This is a genomic window from Ralstonia sp. ASV6 (genome assembly GCF_016429285.1).
Lineage (GTDB): Bacteria > Pseudomonadota > Gammaproteobacteria > Burkholderiales > Burkholderiaceae > Ralstonia > Ralstonia flaminis.
In genome coordinates this window covers 1-21603 of the sequence record NZ_JAELUI010000095.1, presented here as the reverse complement: position 1 = coordinate 21603, position 21603 = coordinate 1, and the positions used below count along the sequence as shown (strand labels likewise).

The following is a 21603-nucleotide window of genomic DNA, read 5'->3' as shown; positions in this document are numbered from 1 at the left end:
GCTGGCCAGTCGCACCCAGCGCAAGCGCGCCGAGGCCGCGTCCTAGGGGCTAGACCCGACCCGGAGCGGTTACAATCACGCCTTTCCGTGAACGACGCGCACAGCCTTGATTCCGCTGTGCTGCTGCCGCCCCAGCGTCACGCAACCCCTTGATTTAGAGCCTTTTTCACCATGAGCCTCCAATGCGGCATCGTCGGTCTGCCGAACGTCGGCAAGTCGACCCTGTTCAATGCCCTGACCAAAGCCGGCATCGCCGCCGAGAACTACCCGTTCTGCACGATCGAGCCCAACGTGGGCGTGGTGGAAGTGCCGGACGCCCGCCTGCAGGCACTGGCTGACATCGTCAAGCCGGAGCGCGTGCTGCCGGCAGTGGTCGAGTTCGTCGACATTGCAGGTCTGGTGGCAGGTGCGTCCAAGGGCGAAGGCCTGGGCAACCAGTTCCTGGCCAACATCCGCGAGACCGATGCCATCACCCATGTGGTGCGCTGTTTCGAAGATGACAACGTGATCCACGTGGCCGGCAAGGTCGACCCGATCGCCGACATCGAAGTCATCAACACCGAGCTGGCCCTCGCTGACCTGGGTACGGTGGAAAAGGCGCTGCAGCGCTACACCAAGGCCGCCAAGTCGGGCAACGACAAGGAAGCCGCCAAGCTGGTCGCTGTGCTGGAAAAGGCCCAGAAGGTGCTGGACGAAGCCAAGCCGGTGCGTGGCCTGAGCCTGACCGATGAAGAGTGGGCGACGATCAAGCCGCTGTGCCTGATCACGGCCAAGCCGACCATGTACGTGGCCAACGTGCGCGAAGACGGCTTCGAGAACAACCCGCACCTGGACGCCGTGCGCGCCTACGCCGCGCAGACGAATTCGCCGGTGGTGGCCGTGTGCGCCGCCATCGAAGCCGAAATCGCTGATTTGGACGACGCCGACAAGGCTGAATTCCTGGCCGACATCGGCATGGAAGAGCCGGGCCTGAACCGCGTGATCCGCGCGGCCTTCAAGCTGCTGGGTCTGCAAACGTACTTCACGGCAGGCGTGAAGGAAGTGCGCGCCTGGACGATCCACATTGGCGACACCGCCCCGCGTGCGGCAGCGGCCATCCACACGGATTTCGAGCGCGGCTTCATCCGCGCCCAGACGATTTCGTACGACGATTTCATCCAGTTCAAGGGCGAACAGGGCGCCAAGGAAGCCGGCAAGATGCGCGCCGAAGGCAAGGAATACATCGTCAAGGACGGCGATGTGCTGCACTTCCTGTTCAACGTCTGATCCGGCAAGCGCAACGAAGAAGCCCCGCATTGCGGGGCTTTTTTCATGTCCGGCGATCGTGGCGACGGCGACTAGCGCAGCCCGTAACCGTAGACGCGCTTGTCCGAACTCTCGTACCAGTTGCCCTTGGACCAGAACACCTCGTCGCGCGCGGCGTCGAAGCCAGCCACGCCCAGGTAGCCCGGGATCGCCAGACGGTGCCAGGAGCGCCCCCAGTCGCGCGAGTAGAACACGGCGTCGCCCGAGATCTGGGCACCGTCTGCAGACCAGGGGTAGATCCACTTCGGCACATGGTGGGTGCCGCTCACGTTGGCCACCAGCGTCTCCTGACCCGCCCAGAAGCCGCGCGTGTAAGCACTGGCGGAGAGCGGATCGAACGACGTGGGCAGGCTGCCCTGCTCGCTCCAGGCCAGCGTGGCGGGGTCCAGCAGTGCCACCTGCATGCGCTTGTCGCTGACATGGTCGATCAGGCCAATCACGCGGCCCGCGGGGCTGCGGTAAACCTCGTCGACCCAGGTGTCTTCCAGGCGTTGCGGCGCGCCCAACTGCCAGCGTCCGTCGACACGGCGCAGCTCTGCGCGGCTGGTTACCAGCACGGCGCCGGCGTAGTAAGCGCTGTCGGGGCGGCTGTAGCGGAAACGTTGCGAGACCCAAAGCACCGCGCGCTGGGCATCGAGCTGAACGACCTGCGCATGCACCTCGCCCTCTACGGCTTCAGCGCCCGAGCCCCACTCCACGCCCGACGGCGCCTTGCCACGCACGTGATCCACGTTGACCAGCATCGACGGAGGAACCGGCACGCGCTGCGCGGTCTTGCCGCCGTCGTTGGAGTAGAACAGCGCGACGGCGCGGCCTGAATCCGGCGCCGGATTGTCCGGGCCGGCAGCTGCCGGGGCCTCTGCATCGAAGGACAGACCATCGCCCGAAGCCACGCTCCACAGTTCCTGCGTGCTGAACCAGCTCAGCTTGAGCGCCCAGGCGGAAACATTGGTGGTGTCCATGAACCCGGCGCGTTGCCAGGCCCAGGTCTTGCCCTGGTCGTCGCTGCGGAACACGGCGCTCTGCTGGATGCCATCGCCGCTGGCAGAAGCCGGGCGGTCCTGGCTCGTCAGCAGATAGAGCGTGCGCCCGTCAGGAGTGGCCTGCAGGCAGGTGGTGCCGCTGACCGTGGCCACCAGCTCGAACTGGCCCTGCGCATTCAGACGAGAGAGGTAGGAGGTTGTCCGTTCGCGCGGGCCGGCACGCTCATCCCCGGACGTAGCCTTGTCGCGCAGCAACGCATCAATATCGATGGGGTGGGTATCGCCGGGCATCACATCGCGCGAGCCCTCGTAGCTGCCAATCAGCCAGGTTGATTGCGGCGTGACGGTCACGCCCGTGCACATCTGCTCCATGCCGCGCTGCTCGACAAAGGCGACGGCGCCCAGCGTGCGCTGGTTGGGGCTGGCGCCACCGATCTCGAACTTGGCCACGGTGATCTTGCCCATGTACCAGGCCGGCGCGGCCAGCAGGATGACCAGCCCGACACGGCGCAAAGTCTTGTTGGAGAAACGGGAGCGGAGCATGGTTGGCGCACCTTGTGCAAAGCGCGCCACGATAGCAAAGCCATGTTAACGGCGGTTAACCACGCTTGGCGTTCTAACGTCGCACCACCTGCGGCTGGATGCCCTCTCCGCACCAGTTGGCCCGCATGCGGCGACCATCGCGCAGGTCGATCACCGTGTCGAATTCAGTCGACTGCGCGCCGGCAAACAGATAGCGGTAGCGCGTGTTCTCGAACGCGATCTTGAAGCCAGCGGGCACCTGGGCCTCAGGCAGACGTTTCAGCGGGCCGAAGCGCGGCACGCCGTCGCGCTCGGGCGTCGCGAGATCGGACACCTGGCCGCACAGCGGGCCACTGCCGCGCGCCAGATCATGCAGCGAGATAAAACCGATCTCGTCGACGAGGTAACCGGCCGCCGGCCCGTTGAGGCGGCCGACATAGGCGCGATCGACCACGGTATCGCCCACTGCCGAACCCATTTCCTCAAGCTGGAACACGCGATTGCCGCCGATGCCCAGCAACTCATCACTATCAGCGAGCTGGAAGTAGACGAAATCCGGCGCGTTGCGAATGCGCACGACCTTGTAGACCTCGCCGAAATACAGGATGTCGTTACCGCTGCGGGCAATGCGGAAGTTCGATGCCGTGGTGTTGCGCACGAGTTCACTCCGGCATTTCAGCCCGGGCAGCCCCGGCACCGGGCATGTCGACGGCAGCATCTGAAAGGTGGCCGCGCGCACATCATCCAGCGGTTTGCCTTTCACGTAGATGTGCTGACCATCGCTGATCACATTGGAGTACAGCGGCTGCGCGAAGGCCAAGACGGTCAGGCTTGGGCGCACGTCAGGGCGCGACTTGATGCCGTCCAGCGCATCGATCTCATAGACGCGGCCACCGTTGACGGCGAAGGTCTCGTCAAACACCGTCACCGGCCCCGGCGCCATGCCTGGCACAGGTGTCTCGTCGTGGTAGATGCGCGTGCGGTCCCGGGCCCAGGCGGCATCGGCAGCGGCACCCTGCGGCGTGAAGACCTGAAAGCTGGCCGCATCCGCGCCAGCAATCGGCGAGGTGTATGAGAACACCATGCGACCATCCGTCGCATAGCCCTGACCGAGCGGGCGCAAGCTCGCACCATTCTGCGTGAGCCGGTAGTAGTTGCGAACCTCGGACACCTCGTTACGCTGAAGCGGCCCCGGGATCAGGCACGAGGGGTTGAATGCCGGCCCGCCACCCGCACACGCACGCGACGTGTTCACATCGGTGGTGATGAAGTAGCCCTGGCCGTCGATCACGCCAAAGCGGTCACTGCGCATCTCGATGGCATGGTGCTTACAAGCATTGGTGCGTTCCGGCCGCAGATCAGAGATGGATTGCCCCGGCTTCGCGGGCGGGTACCAGTACTCAGTACAGCTTCGCACTGTATAGGCCAGGCCAGCCGCCGGCAGGCTCAGCAATGTTGCGGCGACTGCGAGCAGGCCGGCTAGCCGTGCACGCCGCATCAGCGTCCGCCCCGCAGCAAACCCCACGCGGCCGGCACCACCATTGCGCCGATCACCGCCGCCGTCCACGCCATGATCTGCCCGTCGGCGTACAGGTGCGCGAACTGGCCGCCGTAGTAGCCAACCAACGCGCCGATCACGCCGGCCACCAGCGCGGCCAGCCAGCCGAGGCGTTTGCCGCCCGGATGCAGCCAACGCGCTGCAGCCCCCACTGCCAGCCCGATCCATAGCGGCCCGATCCACCCCATTGCCTGTTCTCCGTATTGCCGTGCGCGATTTTGCGATGCGTCGCGATTCAATTGGACGCGTACCTTAGCGCAAGGCAGGGCGGAAAACCACACAGAAGGCAACCACAGCGCACCCGCTGTCAGGTGATGCATAACCAACATTTTGGCGTCGAACGACGGTTCGATTGCCCTGTGCCCTGCCGAGCGTCGGGGCCGGCGTTATAATCGTGGGTGCTCAAAATTCGTGCCGTTCATTCTTAACCGGCCGCCCCACATGCAGTTGCTGACGCTCGGAATCAACCACCACACTGCGCCGCTTTCCCTGCGCGAGAAGGTGGCGTTTCCGCTCGAACAGCTCCAGCCCGCACTGGCCACGCTGCGCCAGCATCTGCCCCGCCGCAAGAGCACGGCCGAGGCCGCCATCCTGTCCACCTGCAACCGCACCGAGCTGTACTGCGCCACTGACGGCAACCTGCCCGAAGACATGGCGCACGAGCACGCGATCCGCTGGTTGGCCCACCACCACAACATCGACCCAGGCGAACTTGCGCCCCACGTCTATTCGCTGGGTCAATCGCTGGCCGTGCGTCACGCATTTCGCGTGGCAAGCGGGCTCGATTCGATGGTGCTGGGTGAGACGCAGATCCTCGGCCAGATGAAAGATGCCGTGCGCACCGCCACTGAAGCCGGCGCACTGGGCACGTACCTGAATCAGCTATTCCAGCGCACCTTTGCGGTCGCCAAGGAAGTGCGCGGCACGACGGAGATCGGCGCGCATTCCGTGTCGATGGCCGCCGCCGCCGTGCGCCTGGCGCAGCGCATCTTCGAATCGATTGCCGAGCAGCGCGTGCTATTCATCGGCGCCGGCGAGATGATCGAACTGTGCGCCACGCACTTCGCCGCGCAGAAGCCGCGCGAGGTGGTGATCGCCAACCGCACGCTGGAGCGCGGCGAGAAGCTGGCCGAAGCCCTGTCGAACCAGGGACTGAACGCCCACGCCGTGCGCCTGGCCGAACTGCCGACCAAGCTGGCCGAGTTCGACATCGTCGTCTCGTGCACCGCCAGCACGCTGCCCATCATCGGCCTGGGTGCCGTGGAGCGCGCCATCAAGCAGCGCCGCCACCGCCCGATGTTCATGGTCGACTTGGCCGTGCCGCGCGATATCGAACCTGAAGTCGCGCGCCTGTCGGACATCTTCCTCTACACCGTGGACGATCTCGGCGCCATCGTGCGCGAGGGCAATGCGCTGCGACAGGCCGCCGTGGCGCAGGCCGAGGCCATCATCGAGACGCGCGTGCAGAACTTCATGCACTGGCTCGATGCGCGCAGCGTGGTGCCAGTCATCCGCGACTTGCACGCGCAAGCCGAAACGCTGCGCCAGGGCGAACTGGAACGCGCCCAGCGCATGCTCGCGCGCGGCGATGACCCGGCACTGGTGCTCGAAGCGCTGTCGCAGGCGCTCACCAAGAAATTCCTCCACGGCCCGACGCATGCGCTGAACCACGCGCAGGGCGAAGGCCGCGAACAGCTCATCGATCTGCTGCCGGCACTGTTCCGCCAGTCCAGCCACTCCGAGCGCTAGCGGCGCCTCGTCCGCACGCGTCCATCCGTGGCGCATGTTCCGGCGCGGCATCCTGCGCCGCCCTCGCCTTAGCGTTTCCATCAGCGACTGCCCGAATGAAGCCCAGCATGCTGTCCAAGCTCGACCAACTGGCCGAGCGCACCATCGAGATCAACGCGCTGCTCGCGCGCGAAGACGCCACCGCCAACCTCGATCAATACCGCAAGCTCACGCGCGAACACGCCGAGTTGGAACCCGTGGTCGCGCAATTCGCCGCGTGGAAGCTGGCCGAGGACGACATCGCCACCGCGCAAGAGCTGCTGGCCGATCCGGACATGAAGGCGTTTGCCGAAGACGAACTCCGCGCCGCACGCGAACGGCTGGAAGCACTCGAAGGCGAGTTGCAACGCCTGCTGCTGCCGAAAGACCCGAACGACCATCGCAACATCTTCGTGGAAATCCGCGCCGGCACAGGCGGCGATGAATCCGCGCTCTTCGCGGGCGACCTCTTGCGCATGTACACGCGCTTTGCCGAACGCCAGCGCTGGCAGGTGGAGATCGTGAGCGAATCGCCTTCGGACCTGGGCGGCTACAAGGAAGTGATCGTGCGGCTGGCGGGCGAAGGCGCGTATTCGCGGCTGAAGTTCGAGTCGGGCGGCCACCGCGTGCAGCGCGTGCCGGCCACTGAAACGCAGGGGCGCATCCACACGTCCGCCTGCACCGTGGCGATCATGCCCGAGGCCGATGCGCTGACCGACATCCAGATCAACCCGGCCGACCTGCGCATCGATACCTTCCGTGCGTCCGGCGCGGGCGGTCAGCACATCAACAAGACGGATTCGGCCGTGCGCATCACCCACCTGCCGACCGGCGTGGTGGTGGAATGCCAGGACGACCGCAGCCAGCACCGCAACAAGGACCGCGCCATGCAGGTCCTGGCCGCACGCCTGAAGGATCGCCAGGAGCGTGAGGCGCAGGCCAAGGAAGCCAGCGCACGCAAGAGCCTGATCGGCTCGGGCGACCGCTCCGACCGCATCCGCACATACAACTTCCCGCAGGGCCGCGTGACCGACCACCGCATCAACCTGACGCTGTACAAGATCGACGCGATCATGGACGGCGACATCGATGAACTCGTGGGCGCGCTGGCCGCCGAGCACCAGGCCGAGCAGCTCGCCGCGCTGGGCGAGGACAGCTAACGGGCCCGATTGTTAAAAAGCGGCCGTCTCGTAACATCCGCTTGCGTTTGATACAGCTTTGCGCGGTGGCATGTCGACGGCCCGTTCCTATAATCGACCTCGATCGCGCCGAGTGCGCCGCCGGTCGCACCCGGTGGCCACCTTCCCCTGACAGGCGCGGCAACCACCACGACGATTAGGAGAATCTCCATGCGTACCCAACTGCTGGCCATCACCGTTGCTACCACCCTCGCGCTTGGCCTGGCCGCCTGCGGCAAGAAGGACGACGCGGCCGACGCCGCCAAGAACGCCATCCAGCAATCGGCCGATGCCGCCAAGAGCGCCGTCGACAGCGCCAGCAATGTTGCCGGCCAAGCCACCGATGCCGCAAAAGCCGGCGTGACCCAAGCCGCCTCCGGCGCACAAGCTGCCGTGGATGCCGCCTCCGGTGCAGTGGCGCAAGCCAAGGACGCAGCATCGGGCGCGATGGACCAGGCCAAAGACGCCATGAGCCAAGCCAAGGATGCAGCCAAGGACGCCGCCAACAAGGCAGCCGATGTGGCCAAGGAAGGCGCCGACAAGGTCAAGGACGCCACCAAGCAGTAAGCCGCACGCTTCGTTGTGCTTGCCTGACGGGCCCGAATTCTCGGGCCCGTGTTATTTTGTGCGCCCGATCTTTGCCGCAGCCTCCCATCGTGTCGCCCGTCTCCGTGATTACGCCCGAAACCCTGGCCCGCGTGGCCGATGCGCTGGCCGCGCTCACCGGCGCTGGTCTACCTGCATTGGAAGCACGCATGCTGGTCTCGCATGCGACCGGCCTGTCGCGCGTGCAGCTCATCACGCAAGACACGTATGGCATCGACAAAGCTGTGCGCCAACAGATCAGCGAACTCGCCACACGCCGCCTGGCCGGCGAGCCGATGGCCTATCTGCTGGGCGAGCGTGAATTCTTCGGCCGCATGTTCCGCGTAACGCCGGCTGTGCTGATCCCGCGCCCGGATACGGAGCTGCTGGTCGAACAAGCACTGGATCGCATCGAAGAACGCGACACCCCCGATGTACTGGACATGGGCACCGGCAGCGGCATCATCGCCATCACCATTGCCCTCGCGCGCCGCGATGCACGCGTATGGGCCACCGATGCGTCCGCCGATGCACTGGCCGTGGCGATGGGCAACGCGCAAGCGCTCGGCGCCACGAATCTGCATGCCGCACTGGGCGACTGGTACGGCGCGCTGGCCGAAGCCGACGCGCCACACGTCTTCGATCTGATCGTCAGCAACCCACCCTACATCGCCGCCACCGACGAACATCTCGGCCAGGGCGACCTGCGCTTCGAACCCCCCAGCGCCCTCACCGATCACGACGATGGCCTGCGGCATCTGCGCACCATCATCACTGGCGCCCCGGCACGCCTGGCCGCCGACGGCTGGCTGCTACTCGAACACGGCTACGACCAGGGCGAGGCCGTGCGCGCATTGCTGACGCAGGCGGGCTTTGCCGACGTCTTTACCGCACAGGATCTGGCGAGCCACGATCGCTGCAGCGGCGGACGCTGGCCGACCGCCAAAACCCCGGCCTGAAACGGCGCAGGCCGAATCTCGCTAAAATAGGTGGGTTTTCCAATGCGGATGCGGCAGCCGTCGCCTCCCCTTACCGAATCGAGTCTCCCCATGAGCACCACGCACGAAAAGATCGACCAGATCGTCAAAGGCCACCCCGTTGTCCTCTTCATGAAGGGCACGGCACAATTTCCGATGTGCGGCTTCTCGGGCCGCGCCATCCAGATCCTGAAGGCCTGCGGCGTGGATCAGCCGCACACCGTCAACGTGCTGGAAGACGACGAGATCCGCCAGGGCATCAAGGAATACGCCAACTGGCCGACCATTCCGCAGCTCTACGTGAAGGGCGAATTCATCGGTGGCTCGGACATCATGATGGAGATGTACCAGAGCGGCGAACTGCAGCCGCTGCTGGCGGCCTGATTGCCGATCACTCAACGCGTCCTCATTTCAGCGTGACCGCGCCTGTATCCTCCGCCCGATCCGCCCCCGTTGATGCGCAGCGCACGCGCCGCATCATCGTGGCGATCACGGGCGCGTCGGGGGCAATCTACGGCGTGCGGCTGCTGCAGGTTCTGCAGGAGCTGCGTGCATCAGCGGGGGTGGAGTCGCACCTGCTGATGTCGCCTGCAGGGCTGATGAACGTGCAGCACGAGCTGCACATGACGCGCGAAGAAGTGGAAGCGCTCGCACACGTGGTGCATAACGTGCGCGACATCGGCGCGACGATTGCCAGCGGCTCATTCGCTGCCGAGGCGATGGTGGTGGCGCCGTGCTCAATGAGAACACTGGCGGCCGTCGCGCACGGCCTGTCGGACAACCTCATTGCGCGCGCGGCAGATGTCACGCTCAAGGAGCGCCGCCGCCTGATCCTGATGGTGCGCGAAACGCCACTGAACCTCGCGCACCTGCGCAACATGACGGCTGTGACCGAGATGGGCGGCATCGTTTTCCCGCCCGTGCCGGGCTTCTACCAGCGCCCCAAGACCATCGACGACCTGGTCGACCACACGGTGGGGCGCGTGCTCGATTTGCTGGGCCTGCCGCAGACGCTGGCGCCGGGCTGGCCGGGGCTGCATTCGGTCGACTAGCCCACCCGCTTGCCGCGAATCAACGGCGACCGCCGTGGTAGTTGAAGTACACCGACGGTCCCCAATAACCGTAACCGCCGTAGTAAGCCGGATAGGCCGGCGCCGCGTAGACCGGTGCGGGCGCAACCGCCACCGGTGCCGGATACACCGCACACCCCCCAAGCGTCGCAGCCAACAGGGCCAAAGCCACGATTTTCATGATTAACGTCCTTCGGCCCCGCCAATGAGGCCATGCGGACGTTATAAGCCGGTGCGGGCGACGCCGGGGTCATGCGGGTGTAAAGGATGTAACGGGACACTACGCGTGTGTGTCCGTAAGCGCACTACTGTGGCGTCGCCTTCCCCGTGGCTGGCTTGCCCGATGCGGCAGGCACCGATGCCGCCACACCGGAAGCCGGCTTGGGCGCATCGGGGTCCACTTCTGCGCGCATCTGGTCCATCACTGCACCAGCGCGCGGCGCCCAGAGAAACTCCACCGTACCGTTCTGCGGTTCTTCGGGAATCGCGTACATCGTCACGATGGTCTGATGTCCCGCCCAACGCGCGCGCAGTGAATCGACCGTCTTGCCCGACTTCAGCTTGAGCGGCGCCTTGCCTTCCTGCGCAGGCTTGCCATAGCGATCGGACAGCGCCTGGAAGATGCGCTGCTCAGTATCCACACCGCGCGTCGGCACGAACATGCCGGCGATGTTGCCGTCCTGGTCGATCAGCAGCACCGCCTGCGGGCCGTCCATCAGCTCAGGACGTTTTGCCGACGGCACCCCCAGCGAGCGCGTGCGACCGTGCGATTCCAGTGTGTCGGAACAGTATTCGGAGACATCCTTGCCGCCCGCGGCGCGCACGTCTTCGCACGAGGGCAGCTTGCGCAGCGGCTTGCCGAGCGGGAAGGCATCGAGCAACACGGCCACGTCACCCGGATCACGCACCGCCTTGGCCGGTGCTGCGGCCTTGGGTGCCGCCTTGGCCGCAGATGCAGCAAACGCCACTGGCGCCAGCAGCGAGGTCGAGAAAACGAGCGCTACGGCGCCGCGCGTCCAGCAAGTCATGCGAACTCCATGAAGGAAAGAGCCGAGAGTGTGCCATGCACGCATGGCGGGCGATGGCGAACGCGATTCTGACCCGACGGGCGGGGTCGCGTTCCCTCGCCCGACAGGCTGCCCCAACGAAAAGACGAGGCTTACACGCAACTTGACACGGTTATGGGCGGAATACCGGCGGAAACGTTATCAAAATGTTGCCGGTTTTGATCTCGTAAAGGTCCGGCGGGTAAAATCCCGGGGGCACAGACGAATGATCGGCAGGCCCAAGCATCACTTTCCCCCAACCTGCCGCACAGTACGCGATCTCATTTTGAACACTCCCGACGCTGTTCCCTTCCATTCCAGCCCGTCCCGCCGGACTCGCTCGCTTGCCGGCTATGCACGGCTGGCTGTGGGCCTGCTGGCACTGGCTTCGGCACATGCGGCTCTGGCCTTCGGCTTCAATGACGTGGCCGTACGCGCCAAGCAACTGGCGACCAAGCCCTACCAAGCCCCGACCGAAACGCTGCCACGCCAGTTGCGCGAACTTCGCTACGATCAGTACCGTGAGATCCGCTTCAAGTCGGACCAAGCCTACTGGCGCCGCGACAAGCTGCCGTTCGAACTCGGCTTCTTCCATGAAGGCTCGTACTACGACCAGCCGGTGAAGATCAACGAGGTCTCGCCGGCCGGCATACGCGAGATTCGCTTCGACCCGCGCCTGTTCGACTACGGCCCGGTCAAGCTGGACGCCAAGCAACTGCAGCACCTGGGTTTTGCCGGCTTCCGCGTGCACTACGCGATGAACACGCCCAAGTACAAGGACGAAGTGATCGTCTTCCTGGGCGCGTCGTACTTCCGCGCGATCGGCAAGAACCAGGTCTATGGCCTCTCCGCGCGCGGCCTGGCCATCGACACCGCGCTCAACTCGGGCGAGGAATTCCCCCGCTTCACCGATTTCTGGATCGAGCGCCCGGCGGCCAATGCCAAGGAGTTGACGGTCTATGCGCTGCTGAATTCGCGCCGCGCCACGGGTGCGTACCGCTTCGTCATCAAGCCCGGTACCGACACGGTGGTCGACGTAAAGGCGCAGGTCTACATGCGCGAAAACGTCAGCAAGCTGGCCATTGCCCCGCTCACCAGCATGTTCTTCTTTGGCGAGAACCAGCCGGCCAGCGCGCTGGACTTCCGCCCCGAGGTGCATGACTCCGACGGCCTGTCGGTGCTCTCCGGCACGGGTGAATGGATCTGGCGACCGCTGACGAATCCCAAGCGCCTACTGGTCAGTTCGTTCTCGACCACCAACCCGGGCGGCTTCGGCCTGATGCAGCGCGACCGCGCGTTCTCCAGCTACGAAGAGATCGGCGACCGCTACGAACTGCGCCCGAGCACCTGGATCGAGCCCGTGGGCAAGTGGGGCGCCGGCCGCGTGGAGCTCGTGCAGATTCCGACGCCAGACGAGACCAACGACAACGTGGTTGCCTACTGGGTGCCCGAGAACCCGCCCAAGCCGCAGCAGCCGTACAACTTCGAGTACCGCATGCTGTGGCAGAAAGACGGCGACAAGAAGCCAGCGCTGTCCTGGGTCACGCAGACACGCCGCTCGCACGGCTGGACCACCAAGCGCCCAGATGAGCGCAAGCCCGACGACACGATCGCCTTCGTGGTCGATTTTGAAGGCCCGGCGCTGGCCAAGCTGCCGCCCAATGCACCGGTCGAACCGGTGTTCTCGGCAGATGCCAACGGCAAGATCGAATCGATCTTTGGCCAACCCAACACCGCGACCGGCGGCTGGCGCGTGACCGTGCGCCTCAAGCGGGTCGACGACGACAAACCCATCGAGCTGCGCGGCTACCTGCGCAGCGGCGGTACCGGAATTTCTGAGACGTGGAGCTACCTGCTACCGCCGGGCTGAACGTGACGACAGCCCAGAATGGCGGCACAGCCGCCTCCGCCAGCCCGGCCACGATGCCCTCTCCCGAGTCCGTGGCCGATCGCTATCTTGAGGCGCTTCCGCTCGCTGCCGAGGCGCGCGCTGCGCTCGTACGTGATGCGGCCATTGCGGCGGGTGACGATGATGCGGCGGCGCTTGCCAAACTGCACCGCGCGCTGGCCAAGCTCGACCCGGCGCAGACGACTTCGCTCGAAGCCGAGGCACCGGCTTACGCATCAGTAGGTACGCGCCTGGACGCCGCCTACGGCGCCACGCGCGCTGATGCCGCATCGACGGAGCCGGCTGCCGAACCTGCACCGCCGGTCGAACACGACAGCGAGGGCCGCATCCACCTGGACACCGGCCCCACGCCCGCCCGTCGTTCGATGGTGCCTTGGCCGTGGGTGCTCGGGCCGATCTGGCGCGCACGCAACGCCTTTGACCGCTGGATGCACGGCGGCAAAAAGCCCCAGCCCTATGAAGCACCCGATTCGCCGGACCCAAAGGGCATCTGGCGTTTTGTCGGCGCACGCCGCCGCCTGACGCTGCTCGCGCTGATGATTGCGCAGACCGTCGCCGCCACCTGGGCGATGAGCACAGTGCTGCCGTATCACGGTCACGACTGGCTTGAGGCCATCATCATCGTGCTGTTTGCGGTGCTGTTCTGCTGGGTGTCGGCAGGGTTCTGGACGGCCATCACCGGCTTCCTGCTGCTGGCCTTCCATGGGGACCGCTTCGTCATCTCGCGCCGCGCCTCGCCCGATGCCGTGATTCCGGACGATGCACGTACCGCCATCGTCATGCCGATCTGCAATGAAGATGTGCAGCGCGTGTTCGCGGGCCTGCGCGCGACATACGAATCGCTGGAGCGTACGGGGCATCTGGAGCACTTCGATTTCTTCGTGCTGTCAGACTCCGGCGACGCGGACATCCGCACCGCAGAGGCCGACGCCTGGCTGCACATCTGCCGAGCGCTCGATGGCTTTGGCCGTATCTTCTACCGCTGGCGCCGCCACCGCGTGAAGCGCAAGAGCGGCAACATCGACGATTTCTGCCGGCGCTGGGGCGGCAAATACCGCTACATGATCGTGCTCGACGCCGACAGCGTGATGAGCGGCGATTGCCTGACGCGTCTGGTGCAATTGATGGAAGGCGCACCGTCCGCCGGCATCATCCAGACCGCGCCGCGTGCTGCCGGGCGCGATACGCTGTACGCACGTATCCAGCAGTTCGCCACGCGCGTGTACGGGCCGCTGTTCACCGCCGGCCTGCACTACTGGCAACTCGGTGAATCGCACTACTGGGGCCACAACGCCATCATCCGGCTGGACCCGTTCATCAAGCACTGCGCGCTCGCGCCGATTCCGGGCAAGGGCTCGCTGTCGGGCGAGATCATGTCGCACGACTTTGTCGAAGCCGCGCTGATGCGCCGCGCCGGCTGGGCCGTGTGGATCGCCTACGACCTGGACGGCAGCTACGAAGAGATGCCGCCCAACCTGCTCGACGAGCTGGGCCGCGACCGCCGCTGGTGCCACGGCAACCTGATGAACTTCCGCCTGTTCGGCGCACCGGGCTTCCACCGCGTGCACCGCGCGGTATTCATCACCGGGGTGATGGCGTATCTGTCGGCGCCGCTGTGGTTCCTGTTCCTGCTGCTCTCCACCGCGCTACTGGCCAAGCACACGCTGATCGCGCCGGAGTACTTCACGCAGCCGCGCCAGCTCTTCCCGATCTGGCCGGAGTGGCATCCGGAAAAGGCCGCCGCGCTATTCTCGGCCACCGCCACCGTGCTGTTCCTGCCGAAGATCCTCAGCGTGCTGGTGCTGTGGGCACAGGGGCCGAAGCGCTTCGGCGGCGCACTGCATCTGGCGGCGTCGATGGTGATCGAAGCCGCGTTCTCGGTGCTCGCTGCACCCGTGCGCATGCTGTTCCACACGCGTTTTGTGACGGCCGCCTTTCTTGGCTGGAAGGTGCACTGGAAATCGCCCCCGCGTGAAGACGCACAGACGCACTGGAGCGACGCGGTGCGCCGCCATGGCCTGCACACGGTCATCGGCGTCGTCTGGGCAGGCATCGTCTACTGGCTGAACCCGAGCTTCCTTTGGTGGCTGTCGCCAGTGGTCGGGGCGCTGATCGTGTCGATCCCACTATCGGTGCTCTCGAGCCGCGTGAGCCTGGGCCGGCGCATGCGCCGCCTGCACCTGTTCATGATCCCCGAGGAAGTGCGGCCGCCGCGCGAGCTGCGCGCCACGCGCAAGCATCTGCGCAATGCGCCGCCCACGCCCGACTTCCGTCAGGCCGTGGTTGACCCCGTGACCAACGCGCTGATGTGCGCAGTTGCGACGACGCGCTTTCCGCAAGACAAGCGTCTGGTGGCAGTGCGTGAGGCGCACGTGCGTCATGCGCTGGAGGTCGGCCCCGACAAGCTCACTGGCAAGCAAAAGCTGGTGCTGCTGTCGGATCCGTTCTCGCTGTCAGCGCTGCACTTGGCGGTGTGGTCGTCACCTGAGCAGCGTGCGGCTTGGGAGCCTGCGCAAAGCTGACCGACCCGCCCCCCCTGAACTACCGCGCCCCACCAGCGTCTTGCCGGTGGGGCGTTTTACTTTCCGTTACATCCGTAGGATTTGCGTATCACCTGATCGGGCTTGCGGTTCATAGAATGGCTTCACGAACCTGATACACGAAGTCGTCGGCAATCTTGCCCGGCCTCGCAACCGAAGGAGAAGCATCATGAAACGCACACTGCTCGCATTCGTTCTGGGTGGCGCCGCGCTGTGCGCCTCGACGGCGGCGCTGGCGCATGTGGATGTCGGCGTGGCGATCGGCGTGCCTGCGCCGGTCTACGTGGCCCCGGCGCCTGTGTACGCACCGCCCCCGGTCTATCGCCCGGCTCCGGTCTACTACGCACCGGCACCGGTGGTCTACGGTGGTGGTTACTACCGTGGCCGTGACGACTGGCGTGAACGTGAATGGCGCCGTCACGAATGGCGTGAGCGCGAATGGCGCCACGACAATGGCTGGCACCGCGGCTGGGATCGCTGAGACCCGCCGATCAACGGAAACAGGCAAACGGGCCGCTCACACGAGCGGCCCGTTGCTTTTGCACGCGACGCCCCGCATGCATCGCAAACCGACCTATGCTGACGTAGCGGCCACTGCAATCCCGCCGCCCGGCCGCACAGCACACGGGAGGACGCCATGTCGATCTCCAGCACCCTCGACGGCTGCCTGCGCAGCAAAGGCTGCCTGTACGAGGTGATTCGCCATCCGCATACCCACACCAGCACAGAAACCGCGCAATCCGCGCATGTCCCGGGGGACCGTCTGGCCAAGACGCTGTTGCTTGAGGACAAGCTCGGCTATGTCGCGGCTGTGTTGCCGTCGACATATCACCTGCATCTGTCGGAGCTGCAAAAGGCATCGGGCCGCGACGACCTGACGTTGGCCGATGAATCCGAGCTGCGCGAAGTCTTCAAGGACTGCGATGCCGGTGCCGTACCGCCAGTGGGCATGGCTTATGGCATGCCGACGTATCTCGACAGCAGCCTGATGACCCATCGCGACGTCTACTTTGAAGCCGGAGACCATGAGAACGTCGTGCACATGGACATGGATCAGTTCATGGCGCTGATGCGCGACGCAAAGACCGCGCACTTCGCCTATCGGATGCAGGGCATCCTGTTTTGACGGGAGGCCATCATGGCCGACGACGTCGTCATCACGGCCCGCAACAACGGGCCGTATCACATCAAGGGCGCGTTTCACATCGTCACCCAGGGCGGGCGCGAGTTGCCGGTGGAGGACGGCCAGGCATGGCTGTGCCGCTGTGGGCACTCGTTGAACAAGCCGTTCTGCGACGGCTCGCACAAGCGCGCCGAGTTCGATAACGATCTCGACGCGCCGCCCACGGTCGAGGCAGATCGCTCACCGTAGACCGGGATGCGGGCATGCGAGCAACAAAGCTGCCCGCATCCCGCTTAACGCACGACCGGCTTGTAGCGGATGCGCTTGGGCTTGGCACCCTCTTCGCCCAGACGCTTCTTCTTGTCGGCTTCGTATTCCTGGTAGTTGCCCGGGAAGAATTCGACGTGCGAGTCGCCTTCAAACGCGATGATGTGCGTGGCGATGCGGTCGAGGAACCAGCGATCGTGCGAGATCACCATCACGCTGCCGGCAAACTCCAGCAGCGCGTCTTCCAGTGCGCGCAGCGTTTCCACGTCGAGGTCGTTCGACGGTTCGTCCAGCAGCAGCACATTGCCGCCCGAGATCAGCGTCTTGGCCAGGTGCAGGCGCCCGCGCTCACCGCCCGACAGCGTGCCGACATGCTTCTGCTGGTCACCGCCCTTGAAGTTGAAGCGGCCGATATATGCGCGCGATGGCGTCTCATAACGGCCGACCGTCAGGATGTCGGAGCCGTTCGAGATTTCTTCGAACACGGTCTTGTCGGCGGACAGTGCATCGCGGCTCTGGTCCACATAGGCCAGCTTGACCGTCGGGCCGATCTTGATGGTGCCCGAGTCCGGCTGCTCCTTGCCCGTGAGCATGCGGAACAACGTCGACTTACCTGCACCGTTCGGACCGATGATGCCGACGATGGCGCCCGGCGGAATCGTGAAGCTGAGATTGTCGATCAGCAGGCGATCGCCGTAGCTCTTGCTGACGTTCTCGAACTCGATCACTTCATTGCCCAGACGCTCGCCAGCTGGGATGAAGATTTCCTGTGTTTCGTTGCGCTTTTGGTATTCCTGGCTGTTCAGCTCGTCAAAGCGGGCCAGACGCGCCTTCGATTTGGCCTGACGGCCCTTCGGGTTCTGGCGCACCCACTCCAGTTCCTTCTTCAGCGCCTTCTGGCGTGCCGACTCGCTCGACTCTTCCTGCTTCAGGCGGGTCTCTTTCTGGTCGAGCCACGAGCTGTAGTTGCCCTTCCAGGGGATGCCGTGACCACGGTCGAGTTCGAGAATCCACTCGGCGGCGTTGTCGAGGAAGTAGCGATCGTGGGTCACGGCCACCACCGTGCCCGGAAAGCGCGTGAGGAACTGTTCAAGCCAGTCCACCGATTCCGCATCCAGGTGGTTGGTCGGCTCGTCGAGCAACAGCATGTCGGGGCGCGAGAGCAACAGCTTGCACAGCGCCACTCGGCGCTTTTCACCGCCCGAGAGATGTTCGATCTTGGCGTCCCACGGCGGCAGGCGCAGCGCGTCGGCGGCGATTTCCAACTGCAGTTCAAGGTTGTCGCCCGAACCGGCGGCAATGATGGCCTCCAGACGGGCTTGTTCTTCGGCCAGCTTGTCGAAGTCGGCGTCCGGCTCGGCGTAGGCAGCGTAGATGGCTTCGAGCTGCTTCTGTGCGTCCACCACCTCACCCAGGCCGCTCTCGACTTCCTCGCGCACGGTCTTGGCGGGATCGAGCTGCGGCTCCTGCGGCAGGTAGCCGATGTTCAGGTTGGGCATCGGCGTGGCTTCGCCCTCGATATCCTTGTCGAGGCCGGCCATGATCTTGAGCACGGTCGACTTGCCCGAGCCGTTCAAGCCCAGCACACCAATCTTGGCGCCGGGGAAGAAGGACAGCGAGATGTCCTTGAGAATCTGACGCTTGGGCGGAACGATCTTGCCCACGCGGTTCATGGTGAAAACGTACTGTGACATTGGGGGAGGCGTGAAATGGGGAATGCGCGGAGTGTAGCAAAGGGGGCGACAGGGGCCCGCAAAGTGCGATCGCAATAAGAGAATCGCCACAAATAGCGCCCCCCTGGCACCCACAGAATCAGAAAACACTGATATCGCGATCACAATGGTCGAGCTAGGTTCCAACGTTTCCTTCTGTCTGGAGCCACCATGAGTCATCGTGCACGCATTGCATTGGTCACCGACACCACCACACGGCGAGGCCATTTTCGCAACGGCACGCCACGCTCCACGAGTTTTGGAGAGCAAGCAGTCTTGGTCGGCTCGGAGGTTTGGTGCCCGGACTGCAAACAATGGGGCGTGATTGCAGAAGGTGCCAGTGGTTGGAAGGTGCTAGGAACGCCTGCGGCGTTCGACGGTAGCCTCATCATCTGCGGCTGCCCACGAGGCACACATCGCGTGATCGCACAACGCAGCAACTGCTACGTCCAACTCAAACCTGGGGAAGGTAGTGCTTACCCGGCACCATCGGCAACACATTCAGCAGCCACCCAGACTGACACAACCTTCTGCGCTGCATTTCAACTTTGTCACGCTGTCAACAGCGCACCGCTGGCGGACTATCACTATGGGCTCGTAAGTGCCGATGGCTCCCGCCACACCGGAACCACGAACGCCTCGGGCATAACGGCGCGCTTTCGAGCAGGCTCGGCCAGCAGTGTGTCCCTGGCCTACGCCATTCAAATCCGCATTGGAGTCGATGCATGAACCCGCTTGCCACTACCAGGCTTGCACCGGAAGACAACTATCAGCCGACGCGCCACTCTTTGAAACCGCTGCAGTTGAGCGAAATCCCAGGTGCGATGGATCGCATGGGATGGCCGATAGCAGCAAGGTTGATGCGGCGGTGGTTTAGTAATAAAAATTCTGTGATGATCGAAAATGTCCGTAACGGCAGGATCAGCCCGCTCACCCTCTCACCTCGAGAGTACGACGACAAAATCGTCAAGCTGGATTGGGCGCTTCGTTACCCCAGGTGCGCTGAGGCATATGATCGGCTACTTGCCAACTGGGCCAGCCCGAAAGGCGTGGAGGCCCTCAAGATCCAACTGACAAAACAGGGGTGGCATCAGGGCAAACAATCGCCTGTACGGCTCGGATACGCGCCGTACACGGGTCACCCTCTCGTCACAGCAAGAGAACTCCATGCCACCTGCCAAATGAATCTAAGCATATTTGGCAAGCGCGATGACACGCTGGATGATATGTATGGCGCCCTGGGAGTTGCCGTCTGCTATGCGGCTGTAGTGGGATACACAGGCCAATCCGCTAGTGGCCGTGACATCTTTGTTGTGGATCAATTGGGCTGCTACATCCGCGACACCTACGACTTCAACGACGGCGGCTTCACCCCTGAACCACTGGGTGTATGGAGCCGCGATCGCTGCCTGACTAAAGCCGAAACCGTTGAGTACTTCGCGCTCCTGTCCGGAGCTGGAAGGGACAGTTTGTTCGCCCAACACAGCGAACTCGCTGCGCGCTATCCGGGCTTCGTACCTGTTTTCAACGGAGACTTTCGGCGCTGGCGAGAGGCTCATAATTCCGGCGGCGATTTTCTCGTATTTTCTGATGTTCGATGGCATCAACCCATTGCACGTGAAATCCAGCTTTAATACCCCATGAAAGTGACAATTGACCTTCGCTGGAAATGGGTTGCTCTTGGATGTTTTGTCGCAAGCGCACTATTTATGCACTGGGCGCCCAAAGGACTTGGGAGCATCGAGTCCATCAGCAACAGCCCAAACGGGGTTTACAGAATCGAAATCTGGTCGCCATCGGTTTTCAGTGGGTGGGGTTGGTGGAACGCAAATGTCCCCCGTTTCGTTCGGGTGTACCGCAATGCAACTCGCAAGCTGATTGGAGAGAGTGAGATTTTCGATATGAATGGCAATGGCGAGATTTTCTGGCCGCTTCCCGAAAGCCCCACATTGATGGTGGGCGTAGGCGATGATGCATATATCCTGAGGCTCCCGCCCGGATCACCGCCGGGGGACTACCCACGACAAGAAGGCGAAAACCCTGCACCTTGTCGTTGCGAGTAAATGCAATTGACCACCACGATTCGCTGGAAATGGCTCGCACTTGCATTACTGCTAGCGAGCCTACTGTTCGTGCGGTGGGCAGGCAAAGGGCTTGGAAGCATTGACTACATCACCAACAGTCCAAGCTGCACCTATCGGGTCGAAAACTGGTCGCCCTCAATCTTCAGTGGGTGGGGATGGTGGAACGCTGAATCCCCAGGGTTCATTCGCGTGTACCGCAACGACACACGTGCGCTCATTGGAGAAAGCCGCGTCTTTGACATGAATGGCAACGGCCAGATTTTCTGGCCTGACCCCGATAACCGAATGCTAATCGTCGGAAATGGCGACGACGCGTATTTCCTGAAGCTTCCTCCCGGGTCGCCGCCTGAAGACTATCCAAGTCCCGACAAACACTTGCCTCCCTGCCGCTACGAACGATGGAACTAACAATCACCATTCGCTGGAAATGGCTCACGCTTGGATGTCTGCTCGCAGGTGGCTTGTTCATGTACTGGGCACCCAAAGGGTTGGGGCGTCTCGAATACAGCACAAGCAGCCCAAACGGCATCTATCGTTTCGAAGTGTGGTCACCATGGGATGTGAGTAGCCAGATTTTCTGGAAATCTGCCGACTCACCGGGATTTGTACGCTTATACGAGCGCTCGCCACGCACATTGCTCGGCGAGACTGAAATTTTTGACATGAGTGGCAACGGAGAAATTTCCTGGCCAAGATGCGGCAGATTGTCAGTCGTGGTTGGCATTGGCGATGGCTCTCACGAGATACCACTGCCGCCGGGCTCGTCACCCGGAACATGCCCAAACGGGAAGGAGGGTGCTCCTCCCCCGCCCTGCCGCTGCGATTAATCCCTCTCCACTTGCACAAAAGAAGGTAATTCCTACCCAAACCGGACCAAAATGGGTTGAATTTCGAGGGTAGGGGTTGCCTGCAGAAGCTTGCGCAGTAAGGGTTTCAAGTCCTCGTCACGGTGGTTGAATCGGTAGCAGGTTTCAGCC

General features: G+C 63.8%; 21 protein-coding genes. 15 read left to right on the top strand and 6 right to left on the bottom strand.

Features of this window, described 5'->3' with window-relative positions:
• The first annotated feature begins 171 nt into the window (after positions 1-171).
• A complete protein-coding gene (ychF, locus tag JHD73_RS18445) occupies positions 172-1266 on the top strand; it encodes a redox-regulated ATPase YchF (protein ID WP_199031700.1) in 1095 nt (364 codons plus the stop codon).
• A 71-nt stretch (positions 1267-1337) separates the two neighbouring features.
• On the opposite strand, the gene JHD73_RS18440 is transcribed toward ychF, so the two are convergent.
• The 3 genes from JHD73_RS18440 to JHD73_RS18430 all read right to left on the bottom strand — a co-directional run bounded on the left by JHD73_RS18440 (position 1338) and on the right by JHD73_RS18430 (position 4556).
• Entirely contained in the window at positions 1338-2831 is a 1494-nt protein-coding gene (locus tag JHD73_RS18440; RefSeq protein ID WP_199031699.1) for a hypothetical protein, read from the bottom strand.
• 73 nt (positions 2832-2904) lie between these two features.
• Positions 2905-4377, bottom strand: coding sequence for a DKNYY domain-containing protein (locus JHD73_RS18435; protein ID WP_199031698.1), 1473 nt, complete (start codon positions 4375-4377; stop codon positions 2905-2907).
• Positions 4308-4556, bottom strand: a complete 249-nt coding sequence (locus JHD73_RS18430; RefSeq protein ID WP_199031697.1) for a GlsB/YeaQ/YmgE family stress response membrane protein — start codon at positions 4554-4556, stop codon at positions 4308-4310. The genes JHD73_RS18435 and JHD73_RS18430 overlap by 70 nt, the downstream gene beginning before the upstream one ends.
• 253 nt (positions 4557-4809) lie before the next feature.
• Here JHD73_RS18430 and hemA point away from each other — a divergent pair, with 253 nt between their 5' ends.
• From hemA to JHD73_RS18400, 6 genes are all read left to right on the top strand, one after another.
• Positions 4810-6117, top strand: a complete 1308-nt coding sequence (hemA, locus tag JHD73_RS18425) for a glutamyl-tRNA reductase (protein WP_199031702.1) — start codon at positions 4810-4812, stop codon at positions 6115-6117.
• 95 nt (positions 6118-6212) lie between these two features.
• Entirely contained in the window at positions 6213-7295 is a 1083-nt protein-coding gene (prfA, locus tag JHD73_RS18420; RefSeq protein ID WP_199031696.1) for a peptide chain release factor 1, read from the top strand.
• Between the two features lie 189 nt (positions 7296-7484).
• Positions 7485-7880, top strand: coding sequence for a hypothetical protein (locus tag JHD73_RS18415; RefSeq protein ID WP_199031695.1), 396 nt, complete (start codon positions 7485-7487; stop codon positions 7878-7880).
• A gap of 89 nt (positions 7881-7969) precedes the next feature.
• Complete coding sequence (gene prmC, locus JHD73_RS18410) at positions 7970-8857, top strand: peptide chain release factor N(5)-glutamine methyltransferase (protein WP_199031694.1); 888 nt, start codon at positions 7970-7972, stop codon at positions 8855-8857.
• A gap of 90 nt (positions 8858-8947) precedes the next feature.
• Positions 8948-9259, top strand: a complete 312-nt coding sequence (gene grxD / locus JHD73_RS18405) for a Grx4 family monothiol glutaredoxin (RefSeq protein ID WP_199031693.1) — start codon at positions 8948-8950, stop codon at positions 9257-9259.
• Positions 9260-9291: 32 nt separating this feature from the next.
• Positions 9292-9927, top strand: coding sequence for a UbiX family flavin prenyltransferase (locus tag JHD73_RS18400; RefSeq protein ID WP_199031692.1), 636 nt, complete (start codon positions 9292-9294; stop codon positions 9925-9927).
• A 19-nt stretch (positions 9928-9946) separates the two neighbouring features.
• On the opposite strand, the gene JHD73_RS18395 is transcribed toward JHD73_RS18400, so the two are convergent.
• A complete protein-coding gene (locus tag JHD73_RS18395; protein WP_039598834.1) occupies positions 9947-10126 on the bottom strand; it encodes a hypothetical protein in 180 nt (59 codons plus the stop codon).
• 124 nt (positions 10127-10250) lie between these two features.
• The gene (locus JHD73_RS18390; RefSeq protein ID WP_199031691.1) at positions 10251-10973 is read right to left on the bottom strand and encodes a hypothetical protein; all 723 of its coding nucleotides are present in this window, start codon (positions 10971-10973) and stop codon (positions 10251-10253) included.
• Between the two features lie 304 nt (positions 10974-11277).
• Between JHD73_RS18390 and JHD73_RS18385 the strand changes: the two genes are divergently transcribed.
• The 5 genes from JHD73_RS18385 to JHD73_RS18365 all read left to right on the top strand — a co-directional run bounded on the left by JHD73_RS18385 (position 11278) and on the right by JHD73_RS18365 (position 16812).
• Complete coding sequence (locus JHD73_RS18385) at positions 11278-12861, top strand: glucan biosynthesis protein G (protein WP_269848290.1); 1584 nt, start codon at positions 11278-11280, stop codon at positions 12859-12861.
• Positions 12834-15422: a glucans biosynthesis glucosyltransferase MdoH gene (mdoH, locus tag JHD73_RS18380; RefSeq protein ID WP_199031690.1), complete on the top strand. Its 2589-nt coding sequence runs from the start codon at positions 12834-12836 to the stop codon at positions 15420-15422. Before JHD73_RS18385 ends, mdoH begins: the two co-directional genes overlap by 28 nt.
• Positions 15423-15609: 187 nt before the next feature.
• On the top strand, positions 15610-15921 hold the full coding sequence (locus JHD73_RS18375; RefSeq protein ID WP_199031689.1) for a PXPV repeat protein: 312 nt from the start codon (positions 15610-15612) through the stop codon (positions 15919-15921).
• A gap of 156 nt (positions 15922-16077) precedes the next feature.
• On the top strand, positions 16078-16566 hold the full coding sequence (locus tag JHD73_RS18370; protein WP_039598829.1) for an aminoacyl-tRNA deacylase: 489 nt from the start codon (positions 16078-16080) through the stop codon (positions 16564-16566).
• Positions 16567-16578: 12 nt separating this feature from the next.
• A complete protein-coding gene (locus JHD73_RS18365) occupies positions 16579-16812 on the top strand; it encodes a CDGSH iron-sulfur domain-containing protein (protein WP_199031688.1) in 234 nt (77 codons plus the stop codon).
• A gap of 44 nt (positions 16813-16856) precedes the next feature.
• Here JHD73_RS18365 and ettA read toward each other — a convergent pair whose 3' ends face one another.
• Positions 16857-18524 (bottom strand): energy-dependent translational throttle protein EttA, encoded by a 1668-nt coding sequence (gene ettA / locus JHD73_RS18360; protein ID WP_199031687.1) that lies wholly within the window; start codon positions 18522-18524, stop codon positions 16857-16859.
• Positions 18525-18713: 189 nt separating this feature from the next.
• On the opposite strand from ettA, the gene JHD73_RS18355 reads away from it, so the two are divergent.
• The 3 genes from JHD73_RS18355 (at position 18714) to JHD73_RS18345 (ending at position 21034) form a co-directional block, all read left to right on the top strand.
• Positions 18714-19271, top strand: coding sequence for a PAAR domain-containing protein (locus JHD73_RS18355; RefSeq protein ID WP_199031686.1), 558 nt, complete (start codon positions 18714-18716; stop codon positions 19269-19271).
• Positions 19268-20176 (top strand): DUF6402 family protein, encoded by a 909-nt coding sequence (locus JHD73_RS18350; RefSeq protein WP_199031685.1) that lies wholly within the window; start codon positions 19268-19270, stop codon positions 20174-20176. The genes JHD73_RS18355 and JHD73_RS18350 overlap by 4 nt, the downstream gene beginning before the upstream one ends.
• Positions 20177-20605: 429 nt before the next feature.
• On the top strand, positions 20606-21034 hold the full coding sequence (locus tag JHD73_RS18345; RefSeq protein WP_199031684.1) for a hypothetical protein: 429 nt from the start codon (positions 20606-20608) through the stop codon (positions 21032-21034).
• Positions 21035-21603 lie beyond the last annotated feature (569 nt).